At 32.5% G+C, this 20,163-nt stretch carries 10 protein-coding genes; 2 read left to right on the top strand and 8 right to left on the bottom strand.

The window, feature by feature from the left end; translation table 11 throughout:
* Positions 1-303: 303 nt before the first annotated feature.
* From FHR24_RS06650 to FHR24_RS06620, 7 genes are all read right to left on the bottom strand, one after another.
* Positions 304-2,919 carry a WD40/YVTN/BNR-like repeat-containing protein gene (locus tag FHR24_RS06650; protein ID WP_167185694.1) on the bottom strand — a complete coding sequence of 872 codons (2,616 nt, stop codon included), beginning with the start codon at positions 2,917-2,919 and terminating at the stop codon, positions 304-306.
* Positions 2,920-2,936: 17 nt separating this feature from the next.
* On the bottom strand, positions 2,937-6,545 hold the full coding sequence (locus FHR24_RS06645) for a T9SS type A sorting domain-containing protein (protein ID WP_167185691.1): 3,609 nt from the start codon (positions 6,543-6,545) through the stop codon (positions 2,937-2,939).
* A gap of 236 nt (positions 6,546-6,781) precedes the next feature.
* Entirely contained in the window at positions 6,782-7,669 is an 888-nt protein-coding gene (locus tag FHR24_RS06640) for a family 16 glycosylhydrolase (RefSeq protein WP_167185688.1), read from the bottom strand.
* 201 nt (positions 7,670-7,870) lie between these two features.
* Entirely contained in the window at positions 7,871-9,733 is a 1,863-nt protein-coding gene (locus FHR24_RS06635) for a sulfatase-like hydrolase/transferase (RefSeq protein WP_167185685.1), read from the bottom strand.
* Between the two features lie 300 nt (positions 9,734-10,033).
* Positions 10,034-12,391: a glycoside hydrolase family 3 N-terminal domain-containing protein gene (locus FHR24_RS06630; protein WP_167185682.1), complete on the bottom strand. Its 2,358-nt coding sequence runs from the start codon at positions 12,389-12,391 to the stop codon at positions 10,034-10,036.
* Between the two features lie 5 nt (positions 12,392-12,396).
* Entirely contained in the window at positions 12,397-13,857 is a 1,461-nt protein-coding gene (locus FHR24_RS06625; RefSeq protein ID WP_243846507.1) for a sulfatase family protein, read from the bottom strand.
* Positions 13,858-13,943: 86 nt separating this feature from the next.
* Positions 13,944-15,602, bottom strand: coding sequence for an apiosidase-like domain-containing protein (locus FHR24_RS06620; protein ID WP_167185676.1), 1,659 nt, complete (start codon positions 15,600-15,602; stop codon positions 13,944-13,946).
* 292 nt (positions 15,603-15,894) lie between these two features.
* Between FHR24_RS06620 and FHR24_RS06615 the strand changes: the two genes are divergently transcribed.
* Entirely contained in the window at positions 15,895-17,442 is a 1,548-nt protein-coding gene (locus tag FHR24_RS06615) for a tetratricopeptide repeat protein (protein WP_208412293.1), read from the top strand.
* A 68-nt stretch (positions 17,443-17,510) separates the two neighbouring features.
* On the opposite strand, the gene FHR24_RS06610 is transcribed toward FHR24_RS06615, so the two are convergent.
* A complete protein-coding gene (locus tag FHR24_RS06610; RefSeq protein ID WP_167185670.1) occupies positions 17,511-19,070 on the bottom strand; it encodes a sulfatase family protein in 1,560 nt (519 codons plus the stop codon).
* 174 nt (positions 19,071-19,244) lie between these two features.
* Between FHR24_RS06610 and FHR24_RS06605 the strand changes: the two genes are divergently transcribed.
* Positions 19,245-20,138 carry a 3-keto-disaccharide hydrolase gene (locus FHR24_RS06605; RefSeq protein WP_167185667.1) on the top strand — a complete coding sequence of 298 codons (894 nt, stop codon included), beginning with the start codon at positions 19,245-19,247 and terminating at the stop codon, positions 20,136-20,138.
* Positions 20,139-20,163: the final 25 nt, after the last annotated feature.

Below are 20,163 nucleotides of genomic sequence, written 5' to 3'. Positions count from 1 at the left end.
TATTGTTTATTTTTATTGTTAGATTTTAATTTTAATAGTTTTCTCAACATCAAAAATCATCCTCAAAACAGTAACTCTTATAATTATATTTTGTAAGAAAAACATAAATAAAATTGATACAGCTGCTGTTAAGATTACAAATAATCATCCTATTTGTAATCTTTACAACACTCCTTAGTTTACTTACCAAACTAATACTTATTCCTATAAGTAACAACACTACATAAACTAGACATTACTATAAAAAGCAAAAAGTTTCTGCTTTATACACAGAAACTTTTTACTTTTTAATTTTCTTAATTATTATTCCTTTAACCAACCTTTTTTAGATCCGTTTAAATAAGCCACGTACCAACCTGATCCCCAGGCAGCACTCCATACTACATTTTTATTATATGGATCTGGTTTCACATCCACCATTTTATTAGGTTGTCCCAGTCCTTTGTTTATTTTTGTCCAACTTTTTGCTCCATTTTGAGAAATATAAATCCCCGGATTCTTAAACTGATCTCTAGCATTTCCTGCTTGCCCAGCAACACTTATAACAATAATATTCTCATCTAAAGGAGACGTTTCTACTTGCCAAACAAAGGGTGCTTTAAAAATTTGTTCCCAAGACTCTCCATTGTTTTTACTTTTCCAAACTCCTCCTTCTTCGTAGGTTCCTGTTCTACGACCTGTAGCTATGTATATATTATTGCTATTTCTATCTACAAATACATTATTAACGGCTTGTATTTCTGATGGAATTTTCATTTTTTCCCAAGAAGTTCCTTTATTGATTGTTTTATACAAACCTCCATTGTTATCATTTACCGCTGCATAAATTGTCGTTGAATTTTTAGGATCTAATTTTATTCTACGTACACTTGCTCCTTTATGAAATCCGTTATTACTTAATGCCCAAGTATATCCACCATCAAAAGAACGATAAAAACCAAAACCGCCTTTGGTTAATTTTGCTGATCCATCTCCAACTTCAGAAATTGGCTTACGAATGGTACAAAAATACATATTGTTAGGTTCTTTAGGATCTATTGTTAAAGAATACTGAGTAACCAAACCTCTGTATACTGGATTGTTTCCTTCTAAAATAGTTGAAATATCTGTCCATGTTTTACCGCCATCTGTAGTTTTTCGTAATTTACCTCTATGCTCTTGTCTCCAAGCTAAAGAAAAAATAGTATTAGGATCATTAGGATGTACTGCCATAGTAGACGTTGAATGTTGCCCGTGACCACCATGATGATCGTGAACCTGACCATCAATTTGCTCTACAGCAACTGCTTGTTTATCTGGCCAATCCTCTAAACCTGTAGTTTGCCACAAACCATGCTCTCCACTAGCTAATAATCGTCTTCCTTTAATTCCAGTTTCATGCAACATAAACCTTCCTGGTAAATCACTCGTTCCTCTAGAAATCCACTTTTTACTTCCTGGTGAGGTTTCAAAATCATCTATTTGTTGCCAAGACTTACCATGATCTGATGATTTTAATGTTTGTTGATCTATACCTATAAAAACTTCTCCTTTACTATTAATAGACAACATACGGTTCCCTGAACGTTCTGGCTGATTATCCATATAAGTTTGTAAATGTGCAAACTCTACATTTGTCCCTATAGGATTGTTTCTGCTTGCCCAATACGCTTTGTCTTTTCCGCTTTTCCAGTACATTCCCTGACGAGCACAAGCAATCCAGGTTTTACCTCCATCTTCTGTTTTCCATAAATCTCCTGCTCCAAAACTTTTATCATGTTTTTTGTTAAAATTTACATACAACTCATTCTCATTCATTGGATTCACAACTAAATGATTAAATACAGGTAATGTTTTTGTAGGTAAATCTTTTAATTGTGATTTTATTTGTTTTTTAGGCACTCCAAACCAATTTCCAATTGCATTGTAATATCTATCTGCTTCTGCAGAAAAACTAATTTTAGTTAAATCAATGGCTAAATTACCCGTAATGTTTGTCCAAGATTTTCCATTATTGTTACTTTTGTACACACCTCCTTTAGCTGTTGTTGTAGTACCTGCTTTTTCGTAAATAGTTTGCTCTACCAAATACAAAACAAAATCTCCTGTTTTAGAATTGTAATATGATGTTAAATCTCTTGGCAAATTATTAGGCAATCCTTTATTAGCTTCTTCCCATTTATCACCACCATTGTTACTAACAAAAACACCATAGTTTGTTGCTATAAAAATTGTTGATGGATTTTTAGGATGATAAATAATTCTACCTACATCTAAATCTTCAGAAATATTTGTTGCTATTTTTGAAAATGTTTTTCCTCCATTAGTCGTTTTTAAAACATATCCGTAGCTTGCTCTTGGATGTAATTTACCATGACTATTTTTTAAGCTTCTGTGATTATTTTTTACATTCCAAAAATCTCCAGCTCCAATCATAAATTCTTTATCATTTTTAGGATTGATGGCTATTTTAGTATGTGCATTGCTCATGTGTTTTCCTTTAACTCTAGGAATAGAATATATCACTTGCCATGTTTTACCTTTGTCATTAGATGTATATACATCGCCCGCACGTTCTATAGCTACTCCAAAGTTTGGGTTCTGCGTAGAAAAAGTAATATCTAACACACGCTCCATATCTGTTCCGTCACCATCACTATCTTTAATAGTCTGCCAAGATTTACCATTGTCCCATGTTCCGTAACTTACATGCATATCTGGCCCCATAAACATTACATTTGGATCTGTAGGATGACACCAAAACTCTTCGTTATAACCAGACATTCCTGGCCCAAATTGTTCCCATGCTACAGAAGGATCTGAAACAACTCTTTCGTTTTTAATTTCTTTAAAAAACTTTTTCTGACTTTTAGAAAATTGTGCATTGGCTTTAACGGTTACCAAAGCAATCAACAAAACGCTTAAATATTTATTCATCATATTAATTATATTCTTATCTATTTTTTATAAAATTTTCGTGTAATTGGAGTATTATCAACCCAAAATGTAATAATATACATTCCTGATTTAAGTGAGGATACCTCTATGTTTTCTTGATTTATATATCCGGATTGTACCTTTTGTCCCATTATATTTACCACCACATAAGAAGTATTTGATTTGGATTCTAATCCACTTATAAACATATTATTATTTGTAACCGGATTAGGATACAGCATTAGTCTATTATTTCTTTTTACTTTTTCTGATGTACTTAGATTGGTTGTCTTAATTTTTGCTTTGTACCAAGCACTTCCCCAGCCAGCACACCATAACAAACTTGTGTCTACAGGATCTGGTTTTAAGTCTACAATTCTATCAGAGTGAGCTAATCCTTTATTTATTTTGGTCCAAGTAATACCAGCATCTTGAGATAGATACGCTCCTGGATTTAAAAATTCATTCGCCTTTGTAGGAATTTGCGAAGCGACTGAAATGGTTATGATATTTGAATTGGCTGGTGAAACCTCTGTTTGCCATACATAAGGAGCTTCAAAAATTCTTTGCCAACTTAGTCCATCATCTATACTTTTCCAAACACCTCCTGCTTCTGCATCTCCAGATCTTGCTCCTGTAGACATGTACATATCTTTAGTATGCCTATCTATAAAAATATTATTTACGGATGTTATGGTAGTAGGTATATTTTGTTGTGTCCAACTAATAGCACCATCTACAGATTTATACAAACCACCAACATCTGAATTGCTCCATTGATTTAAAGCTGCATAAATAACCTGCGGATTATCTGGGTGCATTGCAATTCTGTTTACACTAGATCCGCTAGGAAAATCTTCATTACTAACATTCCAAGTATAACCTCCATCGTTAGAACGATACACTCCATACTCTCCTAAAGTTAAATCTACACCAGTACCTCCTCCTACTTCAGATATCGGTTTATATATAGAGGTAAAATACATGTTATTAGGGTTTATAGGGTCTATTAACAATGAATACTGCATGGCAACAGACTCCCATGATCCATTATCGGCATCAAAAATAGTAGCAATGTTTTCCCACGTTTGTCCACCATCAATAGATTTTCTTAGTTTTCCTCTATGCTCTTGCCTCCATGACAAGAAAAATATAATATCTGGATTGTTAGGGTGTACCGCTACTGTAGATATAGAATGTGCCCCTTGGTTTCCACTATGGTCATGTACTTGACCTTCTATTTGTTCAACTGCTACAGCATCTGTATCAGGCCAATCTCCTACATCTGTAGTTTGCCACAACCCATGCTCTCCACTACATAATAATTTTCTTCCTTCAACTCCAGTTTCTAATAACAAAAACCTACCTGGTAGATTGGTATTTCCTCTTCCTATCCACTTATTACTTCCGCTAAAAGTTTCATCATCATCTATTTGAAACCAAGAAACTCCTTTATTGTTAGATCGTAATAACTGTTGATCTATTCCTGTAAAAACTTCACCTACTGAGTTAATTGCTAACATTCTGGCTCCTGATCCTTCAGAACCTTCATCTTGTGAAACTTGTAGATGTGCAAAATCTATATTAGCTCCTGTTGGGTTGTTTTTTGACTCCCAGTAAGATTTATTTCCATCACCAATCCAGTAAGCTCCACTACGTACACATGCAAACCAATTTGTGCCTCCATCTTCAGATTTCCAAACATCACCTGGACCAAAACCTTTATCGTGTTTTTTATTATGAACTAGATACAATTCGTTTTTATTTATAGGATTCACAATCAACCTATTGTAAACAGGCATGGTTGAAGTTGGGTAGATTGTATAGCTATTTTTAGCATCTGACTTGGATATGTCTAACCAATAAGCAACCGATTTATGATATCTATCTCTAGCGTAATAATCTGTAATTGTTTGCAAATCAATCCCTAAATTACCTGTAATACTTTGCCATGTTATTCCTGAATCTATACTTTTATACACACCTCCTTCTGTCGTAATTTCGGTTCCGTTTGGAATGTATTTTGTTTGTTCTACCGTGTATAAAATAAATTCTCCTGTCGTTTTATCATAGTATGAAGTTAAATCTCTAGGTAAATTATGAGGTAATCCTGTTGCACTTGCTGTCCAAGTTTCTCCAGTATCTGTACTTCTAAACATTCCATGGCTAGTTGCCATTATCATAATTATTGGATCGTTTGGATTGAAAATTATTCTACCAACATCTAAATTTGAAGAAATACTAGCCCCTACTTTCTCCCATGTCACTCCATGATCTGATGTTTTCCAAACGTATCCATAATCAGCTCTACTCTGCAATAATCCATGTGGATTTGCAATATTTCTATGATTTTCTTTTACATTCCAAAAATCTCCTGCCCCCACAAACCATATATCATCATTGGTTGGGTGAATAGCAATTTTGGTATGTGCTTTCCCTAAATCCTGAATAAGAGACCATGTTCTTCCTCTATCCAAAGTTTTAAAAATTTCTCCTTCACGTTCTAGCAAGAGTCCAAAATCTGGATTTTGGGTTGAAAAAACGATATCATGAATTCTTCTTAAAGAAACACCTGTACCATCATAATCTTTTAAAGTCTGCCAAGTTTTACCATTGTCCCAAGTACCAAAAGCTGCGTGCATGTCTGGACCACTAAACATTACATTTACATCTGTAGGATGGCACCAAAATTCTTCGCAATATCCGGAAGTTCCTGGACCAAAGTTTTTCCACTCTACACTGCTGTCTGATGTTATTTTTTGTGTTTTTATTTTTTCAAAAAACGGAAGTTCATCATCACTTATAAAACTTTTTAAAATTGCATAACCATAAATAGCATCAATCTCCCAAATGCTAGAAAAGTCAAAAGTTATGTAATTATTTTCTTCTAAAAGTTCTGCATCACTTAAGGCTGTTGCATTAGTATCCGAAGCACCTGTTGTATTTGCATAAAAAGCGTTAGTTGGTACTTTTCCATTTTTACCTCCAGTGGGCTCATCATCTTGTACTGTTGTAATTGCTATCTCATTTGAGATGTTTCCATAAAAAGCAACTTTATCAATTGTATGTTGTCCTCTTGTTGCTCCTACAACACCACCAGATCCCCAATTGGCTGTTATAGTTGTAGAACTGTAACAGTTTTGAACTACACATGTTTCTCCGTCCCACATAACTCCTACAATACCACCAGTCCAACCAGCAGACCCCACATTTATAATTCCTCCGTTGGTAAAACACTGCTTAATAGAGCCACCAGACATATAACCTACAAGACCACCTACTCTATTTATGTTTAAAGCAGTTATAGTTATATTTTCTATACCTAAATTAAACACAGTTCCGTTAAAGCTTCCAAAAAAGCCAGTTCCTTCGTTAACTTCATTAGGGGTAACCGTTAGGTTCGAAATAGTTTTATTGTTTCCATTAAAGGATCCGCTAAATTTTTTAATTGAATTTCCTATAGAAGTAAAACTCAACCCTTCCATATTTATATTAGCGGTTAACTTAAAGTAAGAAGTGTCCCAATGATTAGAATTTTGGGTTAGCTGAATTAAATCTGTACTTGAATTTATTAAATAAGGATTGCTTTGACTACCATCTCCTCCTCCATATTGAGCGTGTAGAGACATTGTTAAAAATATCAGAAAACTATATATTGAAAAAGCTTTCTTCCCTCTATTAATTATATCTATTCTTAACATACTCGATTGTATTACTTACAAGTTGCTATGATAGACTAAAACCTAGTTTTTAAAAGGTTTATATGTCTTTTAATATGTAAACTATGGTTAAAACACAAATAACAACCACCATTATTTATTTATAATGATGATTGTTATGCTATACTATTACTCAACAACAAAACCTAGTTAACTAACTCCCAAGACCTTACCCAATCATAAGATGTAGTTCTTTCCTCTTTAGTTCCTGTTAAACCACCATCTGTAGGAACAGGGTTCCAGTTATAGGTTTCTGTGACCATTTTTAAATGCATAGGTATGTTAAAGTCTGCTGCTGGAGTTACTTTATTTACCAATACCCCATCTAAGAAAAACAAGACTTCTTTTTCATTTTTCCACCACACTCCGTATGTATGAAAAGCTTCGTATACTTTTCCTTCCTTTAAAATTGCTTTTGCTCCTTTGGTTCCTTTTGGAATATTACAACCTTCTGGAATTCCTCTACTATGTGTGTTAGAACCCATTCTAACATCAGCATCTAGAGCAAACTTTTTATCTGTTGTAATTCTACCAACACATTCTTGAATATCTAATTCTGTAGTTCTTTTATCACAACCTGACAATTCTCTTCTATCACTAATTAACCAAAAAGTAGAAGACATAAAGGTTTTACTTGCTTTCATTTTACATTCATAATAACCGTATGTCATTCCGTCTCTAGAACCTACCAATCCACAAGCATGCGTAAATTCACTTCCTTTTTTAGTAACAGGTTTAGGCAATCTATAATTGGTAATTCTTAATTCTCCATCCTCAACCTTAACTGTATTTGGTACAAACAAACCTGGAGCTCTACCAATCCATCCTCCTGTAGAGTTGTACCATTTTTTATCGTCTAATTCTTTTCCATCAAACTCATCAGACATATTTTTGATTAGCTTCCATTCTTTGTCTAACAATCCCAACCCATCATCTTTAATTATGTATGGTGCTTTCTGTGAAAAAACGTGTCCAAAAACACCTATACACAATACCAACACAAGGTTCTTTTTATTTTTTAACATTTTTAACATTGATTTTATTTTTAATTCAACAGCCTAAATTTCTTGTTTTTTGACATGCTTTTTAAAGAATATTAGCCTTTTTAATACCTTATATGATGAATCACTTTTAAAACAGCATAATTGCTTTCTTTCACAAACAGTACAATCCTCTTATTTCTTCTTAATTACAAACAACATCAACTCAACAATAAAATAGTTAGTAGCCTATAATTATTTTAATTTTAGCTTGTAATCATGAGCTCCTTTAGCAAAAGGCTTGTTGTAATAAACGTCGGTTCCAATAGCTTTTGTGTTTTTTCCATAATTATCTCCTCCCCAATTAATTTCTGCTCTACCATCCCCTATAACAATAGCCAATAATTTTTCTTTTAATTGCGCTACTACTTTTTTGTATTTAGGATTGTTTGCTAGGTTGTTAATTTCATCTGGATCATTAATTGCATCGTATAAAGACATGTCTAACTCTTTGTCACTAGCAGTCATTGCCCAGTTCATATTTACACCTCTTTTAGAACTTGGTCGTGTTTTTAAAGACAAGGCATATTCTTTAGTTCTAATATAAGCACGTGGTCCAATAGAATGGTGACTTTCCCCTAGTACATAATCTCTAGCCGCTATTTTCTCGGTAGCTACTTTTTGCAAATCAAACCCATCTAAATGGTTAAATGATTCTTTTTTTAAGTTGGCTCCACCAGCATTTAAAATGGTTGGAGCAATGTCTACAAACTCCGTAAAATCTGTTACGACCTTTCCTGCAGGAAATTTCTTTTTATCTGAAGAAACTACCACAATTGGATTGTGACTATCTATTTCCCAAGGAGTGTTTTTTGCTATAGATCCATGATCGTTCAACTTCCATCCGTGATCTCCACATACATACACAATTAACCATTCTTTATTTTTTTGTTCGCTATACTCTATAAATTCTTTGGTTGCCTGACCAATTAAATCATCTCCATAAGCACAAAACGCATAGTAATCTCTTACCATTTTTTGTTTTTCTTCATCCGTAAAATCATCAGAAAAACTTTTCTTTACTCTTTTCTGAAAAGCCTTTGCCATTTTTTTAAATTCCGAATCTGTTAGCACAGGCATTTTGTAATCTTTTTTATGAAAACGATCTCTAAAACTCTTTGGAGGCAATACCGGTGTGTGAGGAAAATCATACCCAATATGAGCAAATAAAGGTTTTGAAGTATCAATTCCATCATAAGAACCTCTACCTGCTTTAAACTTTTTGTTTTCATTTTTTAAGAAATCAATAAAAACAGTTGTATAATTTCCATCTCTAGTTTTTCCAGCGGATTGTGGACTTACACCTGCCAAAATTCCTTTACTAAAGGGAGTTTCAAAATCTTTTTTAGAATTGTTGTGCTTATACATAATATGGTACTTATCATAAGCCTCTTTGGCCATTCCAACAAATTGAGGATTTTGTTCTTCTAATTCTTTTGATTTATAATATACTTTTCCATTTTCGTCTTTTAAATAAGTTACATTTCTTAATGGCTTTTTAAGTTTTACGCCATCAATCTCAGATAACTTAGACACTTTCCCCCATTCTGGTAACATATCGTCTGCCAAGGTTTTAAAAGACACATCATTCTGATATAATGGATAACTAACTGCTTTTCCATTTTTGATGGTTTTAATACGTACTCCCAATTTTCCCACATGAAAAGTTTGATACCCTAACTTTACCATTTCTTCGGGCAAAAACGGGTAGGAATTGTTTGTGTTATTATTAAAATATTCAAACTGATAAATACCTGAACGGAACGGATAACGCCCCGAATGCATAGAAGCTCTAGAAGGAGCACAACCTTGTGCCTGACAATAGGTATTGATAAATGTTGTTCCCAGAGCAGCCAAAGCATCAACGTTAGGAGATTCTACATATCCTAATTTACTTTCTTTTTTACCTGTCAACATTTCGTTAAAGGTTTCTATAGAATCCCAACGTTGGTCATCTGTTAACACCCACAAAATGTTAGGTTGTTGTTGAGCAAGCATAATTTTGCTAGAACCTAACATTGCAATTGCTGCAAAAACTAAAACTGATTTTATTTTCATGACTTTGATATTTTCTTATTTTGTAGTATGCTATTGACCTTTAATTTGACAGAGAGTTATAGATAAGGTTTAAAAACCTATTCTACACAAGATGTTTACGTGCATGCTAAATTCAAGCTTAAACCTAATATTTATAAGAAATATTGATTTTTAGAAGAGCAGATATGATTTTTTTGATTGATTCATTTTGTAGACCATAGTGTCTACTTAAAAATGACCAACTAGATATTGTATAGACAACAAAAAAGGCTCTAATCATACTAAATGATTAGAGCCTTTTTAAAATTTAAAAACTTAAAGTTATTTGATCCTGCTTTTGGCAAAGAAAATTTGTCTTCCGTTTTCTAGAGTTAAATCTTTTCCTTTTAGTTTTATAGTTCCTTTCGCTTTTATGTCTGTTGATGAAGCTCCTATTTTAAACTCATAACTTCCTGCTTCTACAATCCATTGCTCATTTTTGTATTGCACCAATTGCTCTGGAGAAATTAGAAATTCTACACTTTTGGTTTCTCCTGCTTTTAAAGAAATTCTATCAAAACCTTTTAACTGAATGGGTTTCATGGTAGCATTTTTATCTGTTGGAGACACATACAGTTGAACAATTTCAGTTCCGTCTCTTTTTCCGGTATTTTTAACATTTACAGAAACCGAAAAACGTTCTTTGGTTATTTTTGCAGATGATTTTATTTTAAAATTACTGTACTCATAAGTTGTATAAGACAATCCGTACCCAAAAGGATACAAAGGCTGATTGTTTGCATCATATCCGTTCTGATAATTTACCTCTTCCTTTTTTTGAGAATTAGGGTAAGTTACCGATAATTTAGCTGATGGATTTACATTTCCTACCAAGATATCTGCAATAGCATTTCCACCTTCCTCTCCAGGAAACCATGCATTTACAATAGCAGCACATCTTCCTTCTAATTTATCAATAACTTGCTGTCTACCTCCAAATAAAACTAAAACTACTGGTTTTCCTGTAGCTAATAGTTGTTCTACAAAAGCCTCTTGTTCTCCAGGCAACCCTATTCCTTTTCTGCTTCTTCCCTCTCCGTTTAAAGAAATATTTTCTCCCATAGCCGCAATAATTACATCACTTTCTTTGGCTATTGTAATAGCATTTTGCAAATTGGGTTGTGGCAAACCAGTTACTGTAAGCAATTTTAATTTTCCTAAACGACTGTCTCCAAAACCACTTTTATCTATTTTGGCCTCTAAACCTGCACTCCAATCACAACCACGTTCGTGTTGTATATTTACAAAATTTCCTATTCTATTTTCTAATCCTTCTTTTAAAGTAACTAGTTTTGGATTGTTAGGATTGTATTGTTCACTTTTCCAAAAAGCTCTCATTGCCTGATACGTGTAATCTCCTAACAAACCTTGAGTTGTAGCAGCATTAGGCCCTACCAAAGCAATTTTTTTAACCTCTTTACTTAAAGGTAAAACTCCGTTGTTTTTTAATAAAACAATGGATTGGCAAGCTGTTTCGTAAGCTAATTTTCTAAAGGCTGGAGGATCAAAATCTAAATTACCATCTTTTCCTATAATTGGGTTTTTAGCTAATAATCCCAATTTAACTTTCATAATTAATGATCTTTTTACAGCAATATCAACCTCATTTTCAGTAATTAATCCTTTTTCTATTGCTTTTGGCAACAATGGATATGTGGTAGGTGATGACAATTCAATATCTACACCTGCATTTACTGCCATAGCTCCCGCAGTCATTAAATCTGGAGCTTGTTTGTATTTTTTATACACCATAGGAATGGCACCATAATCACTTACTACCATACCATCAAAACCAATTTCTCTTCGCAACATTCTATCCAACATAGTAGGATTTACAGATATTGGCAATGATTTATAAACACCATAAGAAGGCATAACACTTTTTGCTCCTGCAATTTTAATAGCCGCTTCATGTGGCATTAAATACTCTTCGTACAATGTTTTTACATCATTATTTTTAGTTCCGTAACCCGCAAAATGTTTTACGGTAGCGGCTACTCCTGTGGTAAAATTATCTCCCTGTAAACCATTGACAAATGCAACTCCCAAACGAGAGGTTAAATACGCATCTTCTCCGTAACTTTCTTGATGACGGTTCCAATGTGCTGTTCTACTTAAATCTAACATAGGAGACAAAGCAAAGGTTGCTCCAACAGCTCTCATATTCTGTCTTGTAGATGTCGTGTTTTTTTCAATCAACTCTGGATTCCAAGAACAACCTACACCAATTTGTTGCGGAAACGTAGTGGCTCCTTGTGTAGCAAATCCTGTAATTGCTTCTTCGTGAAAAATAGCAGGAATTTTCAACCTTGTTTCTGTGGTTAAGTAATGTTGAATTTCTCTAACCAAATCTCTTAAATCTTCTGGAGACAAGGCTTGACCTGTAGAAAACTGACAGAAATGTCCTATCCCGTTAGGAATATGTTCTCTACATTTTTCTAAAGACAACTTGCCATCTACCAACAATTCTCTAATTCGAGTTCCTGTAATTTGAGCTATCTTTTCATCTAATGTCATATCTGCCATTAAAGCCTCTACTTGTGCATCCATTTCTGGGGTACTAAAAGGCTTTGCTAGCTTTTTTTGTGCAAAAAAAGCACTGTTAAGTAACAGTGCTCCTAAAATGATGATTTTTTTCATTTTTATTATTTCTTAATGTTAGAGTAATCTTTACCTCTAATACTTTCGAATTTAGTTAACATTTTTTGTAGTTTCTTAGGTTCTGACTTAGCCAAGTTGTTTAACTCTCCTGGATCTTTTTCTAAGTTGTATAACTGAAACTCTTGATTAATTCCTGACTCTACAAAAGAATGCCAACTCATTTTAGCTCCTTTGTATGGTGGAATCATTACCCAATCTCCTGCTCTGTAAGATGTTTTAGAACCTGCTTCTAACACTAATTCCTTACGTCCTTTTTTACTTTTTCCTAAAAACGCTGATAAGATGTTTTCACTGTCTGTTTTGTCTGCTTCTACACCAATTAAATCAGCCATAGATGCTACTAAATCTACTTGACAAACCAATGCTTCAGATACTTTTGGCTTGATAATCCCTTTCCAATACACCATAAATGGTACACGTGTACCTCCATCAAACAAACTGTACTTTCCTCCACGTAATTTTCCTGCAGGTGTATGATCTCCTATTTTCTCCATAGCATCATCATAATAACCATCTTGTAAAACAGGTCCATTGTCACTAGAAAAAACAATCAATGTGTTTTCTAAAACCCCTTCTTTTTCTAAGGTTTTCATAAATTCACCAATTACATAATCAGCTTCTAAAATTACATCACCTCTTGGTCCCATTCCAGACTTTCCAACAAAACGAGGATGTGGAGTTCTTGGTACGTGTGGCTGCTGTAGCGCATAATACAAAAAGAAAGGTTTATTTTTATGTTCTCTTACATAGGTTTGTGCTTTCTTTAAAAAGTGATCTGCCATGTCTGTATCCGTCCATTTTGCAGCTTCACCACCTTTCATATATCCAATTCTAGGAATTCCGTTTACAATACTATTGTTATGACCATGATGCCATTTTAAAGTAGTTAATTCAGGATTGTCTTTTCCTGTAGGTTCTCCTTCAAAATTCTTTTTATAACTTACTGAAATAGGGTCTTTAGGATCTAATCCATCTACATAACCATTGTCTATATAAACTGTTGGAACACGATCTTGCGTTGCTGCTAAAATATAAGCTTCTTCAAAACCAACTTCATTAGGACCTGGAGTAATATGTTGGTTCCAGTTTACATTTCCAGCCCCTAAACCTAAATGCCATTTACCAACAATAGCTGTTTGATACCCTGCTTTTTTAAACACTTTTGGCAAGGTTTCTTGTTCTGTTGTTATAATTAAAGGTGCAGAACCTGGCAAAATTTTTGCCTTAGGATTTCTCCAAGGATACACTCCCGTTAACAACCCATATCTACTTGGTGTACACGTTGCAGATGTTGCATAACCGTTGGTAAATTTAACTCCCTCATTGGCCAATACATCTATATTGGGTGTACTAATTTCTGTGGCTCCGTAAGAACTTAAATCTCCATACCCTAAATCGTCTAAATAGATGACAACTACGTTGGGTTTTACTGGATCTTTGGCCATTAGGCTTAGTGTTGAAATTGCGAATAATCCCAACAAAAACTTTGTTTTAAACATATTGTTTATTTTCATTTTGTATGATTGTATAATTATTTTTCTTTTGGTGTTAAATTTCTAACGATTAAAATTGCATCTGCTTCGTTTTTCCAAGGTCTTGATGCCCAAAACTCTAATGCAACTCCTCTTATAATATATTTTTCTTCTTTGCTAAACTCTCCTGTAATGGTATTAAACCATTGTTGTGTAGCGTTTTGATAATTGAAATTATCTTTTACAGCTTTTGCAGCACCTACCCAATTGTTTTCTTTAGGAGCATACACTAACACAATTCCATCTTTTTTATTAGTTAAATTGTATCCGGCTCCGTTGTACTTTTCTATAGGTTCACAGTTTTCAAAATTTACAGTATCAAACAAAGTTCTCATATGAGTAAAATAATCAAATTTTGGTTTGATAAAATTATCAGGTTGCTCAAACGGATTGTGAATTACCGCATTCCAAGAAGTTCCTTGCCAATAATAAGTAGTATAACCACCCGCAAACAAACACATATAATTTCTTCTTAAACAAGCTTCTGCATTGTCATAAGCTCCTGGAAAAGTTACATATGGAGACTCCTCATAACCACCATGTTCTATATTAAAAATAGGTTTATTAGGAAAATCTTTTCTAGCTTTTAACATGTTTTGGTATAAGGTATGTTGCCAGTTTTGCATAGAAATAAAATCAACTTCGTCTTTGTGATTTCTACAAAAACCGTAATCGTGAACAGAAACCAACCTGTTAAAAGCATCTAACTTTCTGGTACGTTCTATTCTTTCTGATATATAATCTTTGGTTGCTCTCTCATAATGCAATGCTTCTTTAGACACATCCCAAATGATGTTTGGAAAAGCTTGGTATCTTTTTATTACATAATCGTAATACATATTGTCTGCCTTAGATTGCATGTCTGGCCAGTTTACCAACTTATTCCATACATAAATCATTAAATGACTTACAATTTCTTTGTTGTGCATTTCTGAAATTACTTTATCAAAATGATTGAAAAAATCAATATTTAATGCACTAAAATCTGGATTGGAATTGGATCCTAAAAACGGAAATATATCTTCTCTACTTCCATATTCATGCTCAGGATAGTCTAATAATCTTTTGTCTTTTGGCCATTTTACATCGTAAGAATATACATTCATTACAATTTGATTAAACTTGTGTTTTTCTACCAAAGACAACAAGTGCTTAGTTTTGGTAATTTCTTTTTGATTGTAATCTAATGCAAACAACCAATCACATTCAAATGCCAAATTAAAATAATGAGATCCGTCTTGATAAAACAAGTGTTGAGGATTTTCTTTATTTAAAACCACTCCACCGTGACGATTTTCTTTTTGATTTTTTGAAACTAAAATTTTTCCTTTTTTATGATTCAATTCTTTAATATCGGATTCTATCACAAATGTTTTTTTTCCAATAACAGCACTAGAATATCTAAAAACCCACTGTTTGTCTCCGTTGTAAAACATTGGAATTTTTTGAGTGATTTTTTTATCTGTAACAATGGCAAAACTATTTTTAGAAAAGGGATCTTTTACCTCTTTTTTAGTTTTAAAAACTAAATCGGCTACTTGCCATTGTTCTATTTTAACGGTACTGTATGATTTGGGATTTTGCCATTTTTGTATTTGTGCTGTTAAAAGTTGACAGCAAAAAATGGTTATTGATAAAAGAGTTAACTTACTTTTCATTTGTTTTACGAATTTTTTAATTGTTTTACGAATAAGATCAACACGTAAAAGTCTTTATTTTTTTGACACTATCTAAAACAGCACTTATTCAAATACTATTCAAAAGTAGTATACCTCAATCAAAAACTAGTATTTACCTACGTAAAAATATAAGTTTAAAAACTAAACTAACAACACGTATGTTTTTCTTAATTAGTCATATGTTTTATTTCTCAAGATTTCTATTCATTACTTTTGAGTTATGACTACCCAAAAAACAATCAATCTAATTCTTTTTTTATGTTTTCTTTTTTTGTCTCTAAATACAAGTACGACACAAAACCTAGAAAATCAAGAAATTAAAAAAACTAATGCCTTAGAATCTGACCATTCTAACAGTAAAAACACTACCAACACACTAGAATATGAACAAAAAACTGAACAAATTTTATGGAAAGCTAAAAAAGCAAAAGACACACTTTTAATTATAGATTCTTTATTAAAATTAAGTAATAGACATCGATATAGAGGAGATTATGATTTGTCTTTTGACAATTTATGGGATGCTTTGTTATTAACCAAACAAAAAAAACACGATGTAGAATTACAAGAAATCCATAGAGGTTTAGGTATTTTATACAATATATATCATAAAGATTCTCTTTCATTACATCATTTAAACAAGGCTTTAACTATTTCTAAAAACTTATTAAAAGAAAAAAAAATAAAGAAGTCTATATTAATCTCATCTTACTTTACCATTTCTATGTTTTGGAGAGATAAAAAAAATTATTCCAAAGCATTGATCTATTTAGACTCTTGTGCTTCCATAAACAACCATCAAAAAGAACTACCATATGTGATTACAGATGTTGGTTATTGCAATTTAAAATTAGGAAATTTACCCAAAGCAGACTCTTTATTGCACAAAGGTAAAAAGTTATTAGAAGAAATAAAATCACCCTATTTAGTTGCCAATCTTTCTTTTTTAGGAGATTTAAAAAAAGAACAATCTAATTACAAAGAGGCTCTTAATTTTTACAAGCAAGCAAATATCATTCAGCAAAACCAAAAGGTTCATTTAGAGCTAAAACCCGAATTATTAAAGAAAATTGCTGATATATATATAATTCAAAAAAAGTATGTAGATGCTATTTCTTACTTAAAAGAATCTCAAAAAAGTTTTGAAAATTTATTTAGCACAACCAACAAGAACAATCATAGATTATTTGAAATAAAAAACAAATATTTAGCAGAATTAACCGAAAACAAAAAAATAATAGACACTCAGTATTCTATTATTGAAAAGAAAAACAAAAAATTACTACTTATTTTTATTTTGCTTGGTGGATTATTTTTAAGCTCTGTAGTGGTATATATAATAATATATCAAAGAAATAAAATCAAAAAAATATCGCTAATTAACAGTTTAGATAAAGAAAAAAACAAAGCGGTACTAAAAGTTAAAAGTAAAGAGCTTACTACCCATGCTTTAAAAATGATTGAAAAAGAAGAAACCATTCAATCTTTATTAAATACAATTAAAAAAACAAATCTTAGCGAATACAATAAACTACAAAACAAACATGCAAAGGGTAGTGATAGATATTGGGAAGAATTTAACAAACGTTTTACCGAAGTAAACATTCATTTTCATGAAACACTTTGTAAAAAACATCCTGATTTATCTCCTACAGAATTAAAACATTGTGCTTTGATAAAACTAAACTTCAATAGTCATGAAATGGCTAAAATTCTTAATATCTCTTTACAAAGTGTACATACCTCTAGATATAGAATTCGTAAAAAAATGGGATTAGATTCTAACAATGGTTTGCAAACCTATATAGGTTCTATTTAGTGTTTAAAAACAACAAACCTTCCTAATCATTTATTAGGAAGGTTTGATTATAAATACAATCTATATTTTTATGATTTTTTAGCAATTAACTGATCTACCTGATTTTTAATTTTTTGATTGTTATCTTTTGACAACTTCATGTATTTTTTTAAATCATTTGCTAGCTTTACAACAACATCATTGTATTTAGAGTCATCAATAAAGTTAACCAATTCATCAGGATCCGCTTCTATATCAAACAACCAAGGTTTTCCTTTAGACATTACACTTAATTTATATCTGCTTGTAATAGCTGCATAATATCCTAGTCTAGAAAAAGTAACATCGTCCCAGTTAGTAGGTAATTTATCTTGTAATAACGGAGTCATATCTCTACCCGCAACTTTAGGACAGTCTATATTTAGTAATTTCAAAAAAGTAGGCATCCAATCTGTATTATTAGCTGCTAAATTCACCACTTTTTTTCTAGGAATTAAAGGTTTTTTATTGGTTTGACCATGGGCTATTACAAAAGGAATTTTTGCCGATGCTTCGTGAATGGTCCCTTTATTTACTCGTCCATGTTCTCCCAACAAATCTCCATGATCTGATGAAAACATGACGATGGTGTTTTCTAAAATTCCTTCTTTTTTTAATTGCTGAATAATTCTACCTACATTTTCATCCACAATTTTAACCATTCCTAAGTATTGCTGAATACTTTTTTTCAACTTTTCTTGATTGTTGGTTTTATTATCAGGGCTTTGCCATTTGGGTAATTTCCCTTTGTTATTAAAAGCGTAATCATACGTTTTAGGCAATTCAACCTTCATATTATTATACAAAGTATCATAAGGTGGTCTTGCTTGATCTGGAGTATGTGGGTCTGGAATACTTACCACATAAAAAAATGGTTTTGATTTGTTTTCTGCAATAAATTCAACCGCTCTATCTCCCAACCAATCGGTTGTAAATTTTACGTTTTTAGATCTTTTATCTTGATACACAGGTTGTCCATATTTGTCTTTCCCTATCAACTTAGGCTTTTTAGCAGCTCTGTACGGATTTCCATCAGCATCAATTCCCTTAAACTTATCGTGTCCTCCATTAAACATGTATTTTTTATCTTGAAAACCATAAGTGTCTGTAGGAACTCCTGTTGGATGTGGATTCCACCATTCATCGTGATCTTTATTTCCAGACTCATCTCTACTTTCTGCCAAATGCCATTTTCCTGCATAACCAGTATAATAACCTGCATCAGACAAAACATCTGCAATGGTAGTTACTTCTGGTTTTAAATATTTTCCATCTCCAATTTTATTAGAGTTATTAGGAATTCCCAAAGTCATAGGATACATTCCTGTAAACATAGAAGCTCTTGAAGCTGTACACACTGCAGCACTACAATACATACGGTTAAAAATAGTTCCATTTTCTGCCAAAGAATCTATGTTAGGAGTTTTTACAGCAGCTTCTTTTCCCCACTGTAATGCTTGTTCTGGACTTAACTGATCTCTATAACAGCTTAACGTTCTAAAATTGTGTTCATCTGTAATAATCCAAATAACATTTGTTTTTTGGGTTTGTTGAGCAAAACCATGCAGATTAAACAACACCAATAATAAACACCAATACATTTTATTCATAAAATTTGTTTTTAATAATAACCACACCCAAAATTAATAGCACATTACTCAGTTAATGTCCTATAGTATGTATTTTTTGTGCCTGTAAGTAAAACATAGAAACACATATCGTTTTATAATTAGAAATTAAAAACCTTTATATTTATCCTTTTCCAATCCAACAACTAAAAACTCATGAAACATTTATTATACCTTATTCTATTATCAATCATTGTAAGCTGTACTCCTAATCAGGAATCCAAAAACAAAGAAAATTGGATCTCTTTATTTAATGGTAAAGATCTTACCGGATGGGATCTTAAAATTGCTGGATTAGACATTAATGATAATTACAAAAACACTTTTGTTGTAGAAGACAGTATGCTTAGAATTAAATATGACGAATACGATCAGTTTGACAATAAGTTTGGACACATATACTACAAGCAACCTTTTTCTTATTACAAACTGGCTTTTGATTATAGATTTGTAGGTGAGCAAATTCCTGGCGGAAATGTTTGGAATAATAGGAATAGTGGAATTATGCTACACTCTGAATCCGTAGGTAGTAACAAAAATCTTCAAAACTTTCCTGTTTCCATTGAATTGCAACTATTAGGTGGATTAGATGATCAAAAAGAAAGAACAACCGCAAATGTTTGCACTCCAGGTACTGCCGTCGTTTTAGGAGATACAATTAATTATACGCATTGTATTTCATCAAGTTCTAAAACCTATTTTGGTGACCAATGGGTACATGCCGAAGCTATTGTGATGGGTGGAAAATCTATGACTTTTATTGTAGAAAATGATACTGTGCTTAAATTTAAAAGCCCACAAATTGGTGCCACTGAACGCAACAGTCAATACAGAGGTGAAAATTGGAAAAAATGGGGAATGGATGAAACTGACTGGAAAAACAGAGCTGGAGAAATTGTTAACAAAGGTTACATTGCTTTGCAAGCAGAAAGTCATCCCGTAGACTTTAAAAACATTCAACTTTTAGATTTATGTGGTTGTATGGATAAAAAAGCTAAAAACTACAAGTCCTATTTTGTAAAAAACGATCCCAATAAATGTGAATATTAAAAATCAAAAAGGAGAGTACTTACTC

It is taken from the genome of Wenyingzhuangia heitensis (genome assembly GCF_011762155.1).
In the GTDB taxonomy this organism is placed as follows: Bacteria; Bacteroidota; Bacteroidia; order Flavobacteriales; family Flavobacteriaceae; genus Wenyingzhuangia; species Wenyingzhuangia heitensis.
This window is presented reverse-complemented; position numbering and strand designations above follow the sequence as displayed.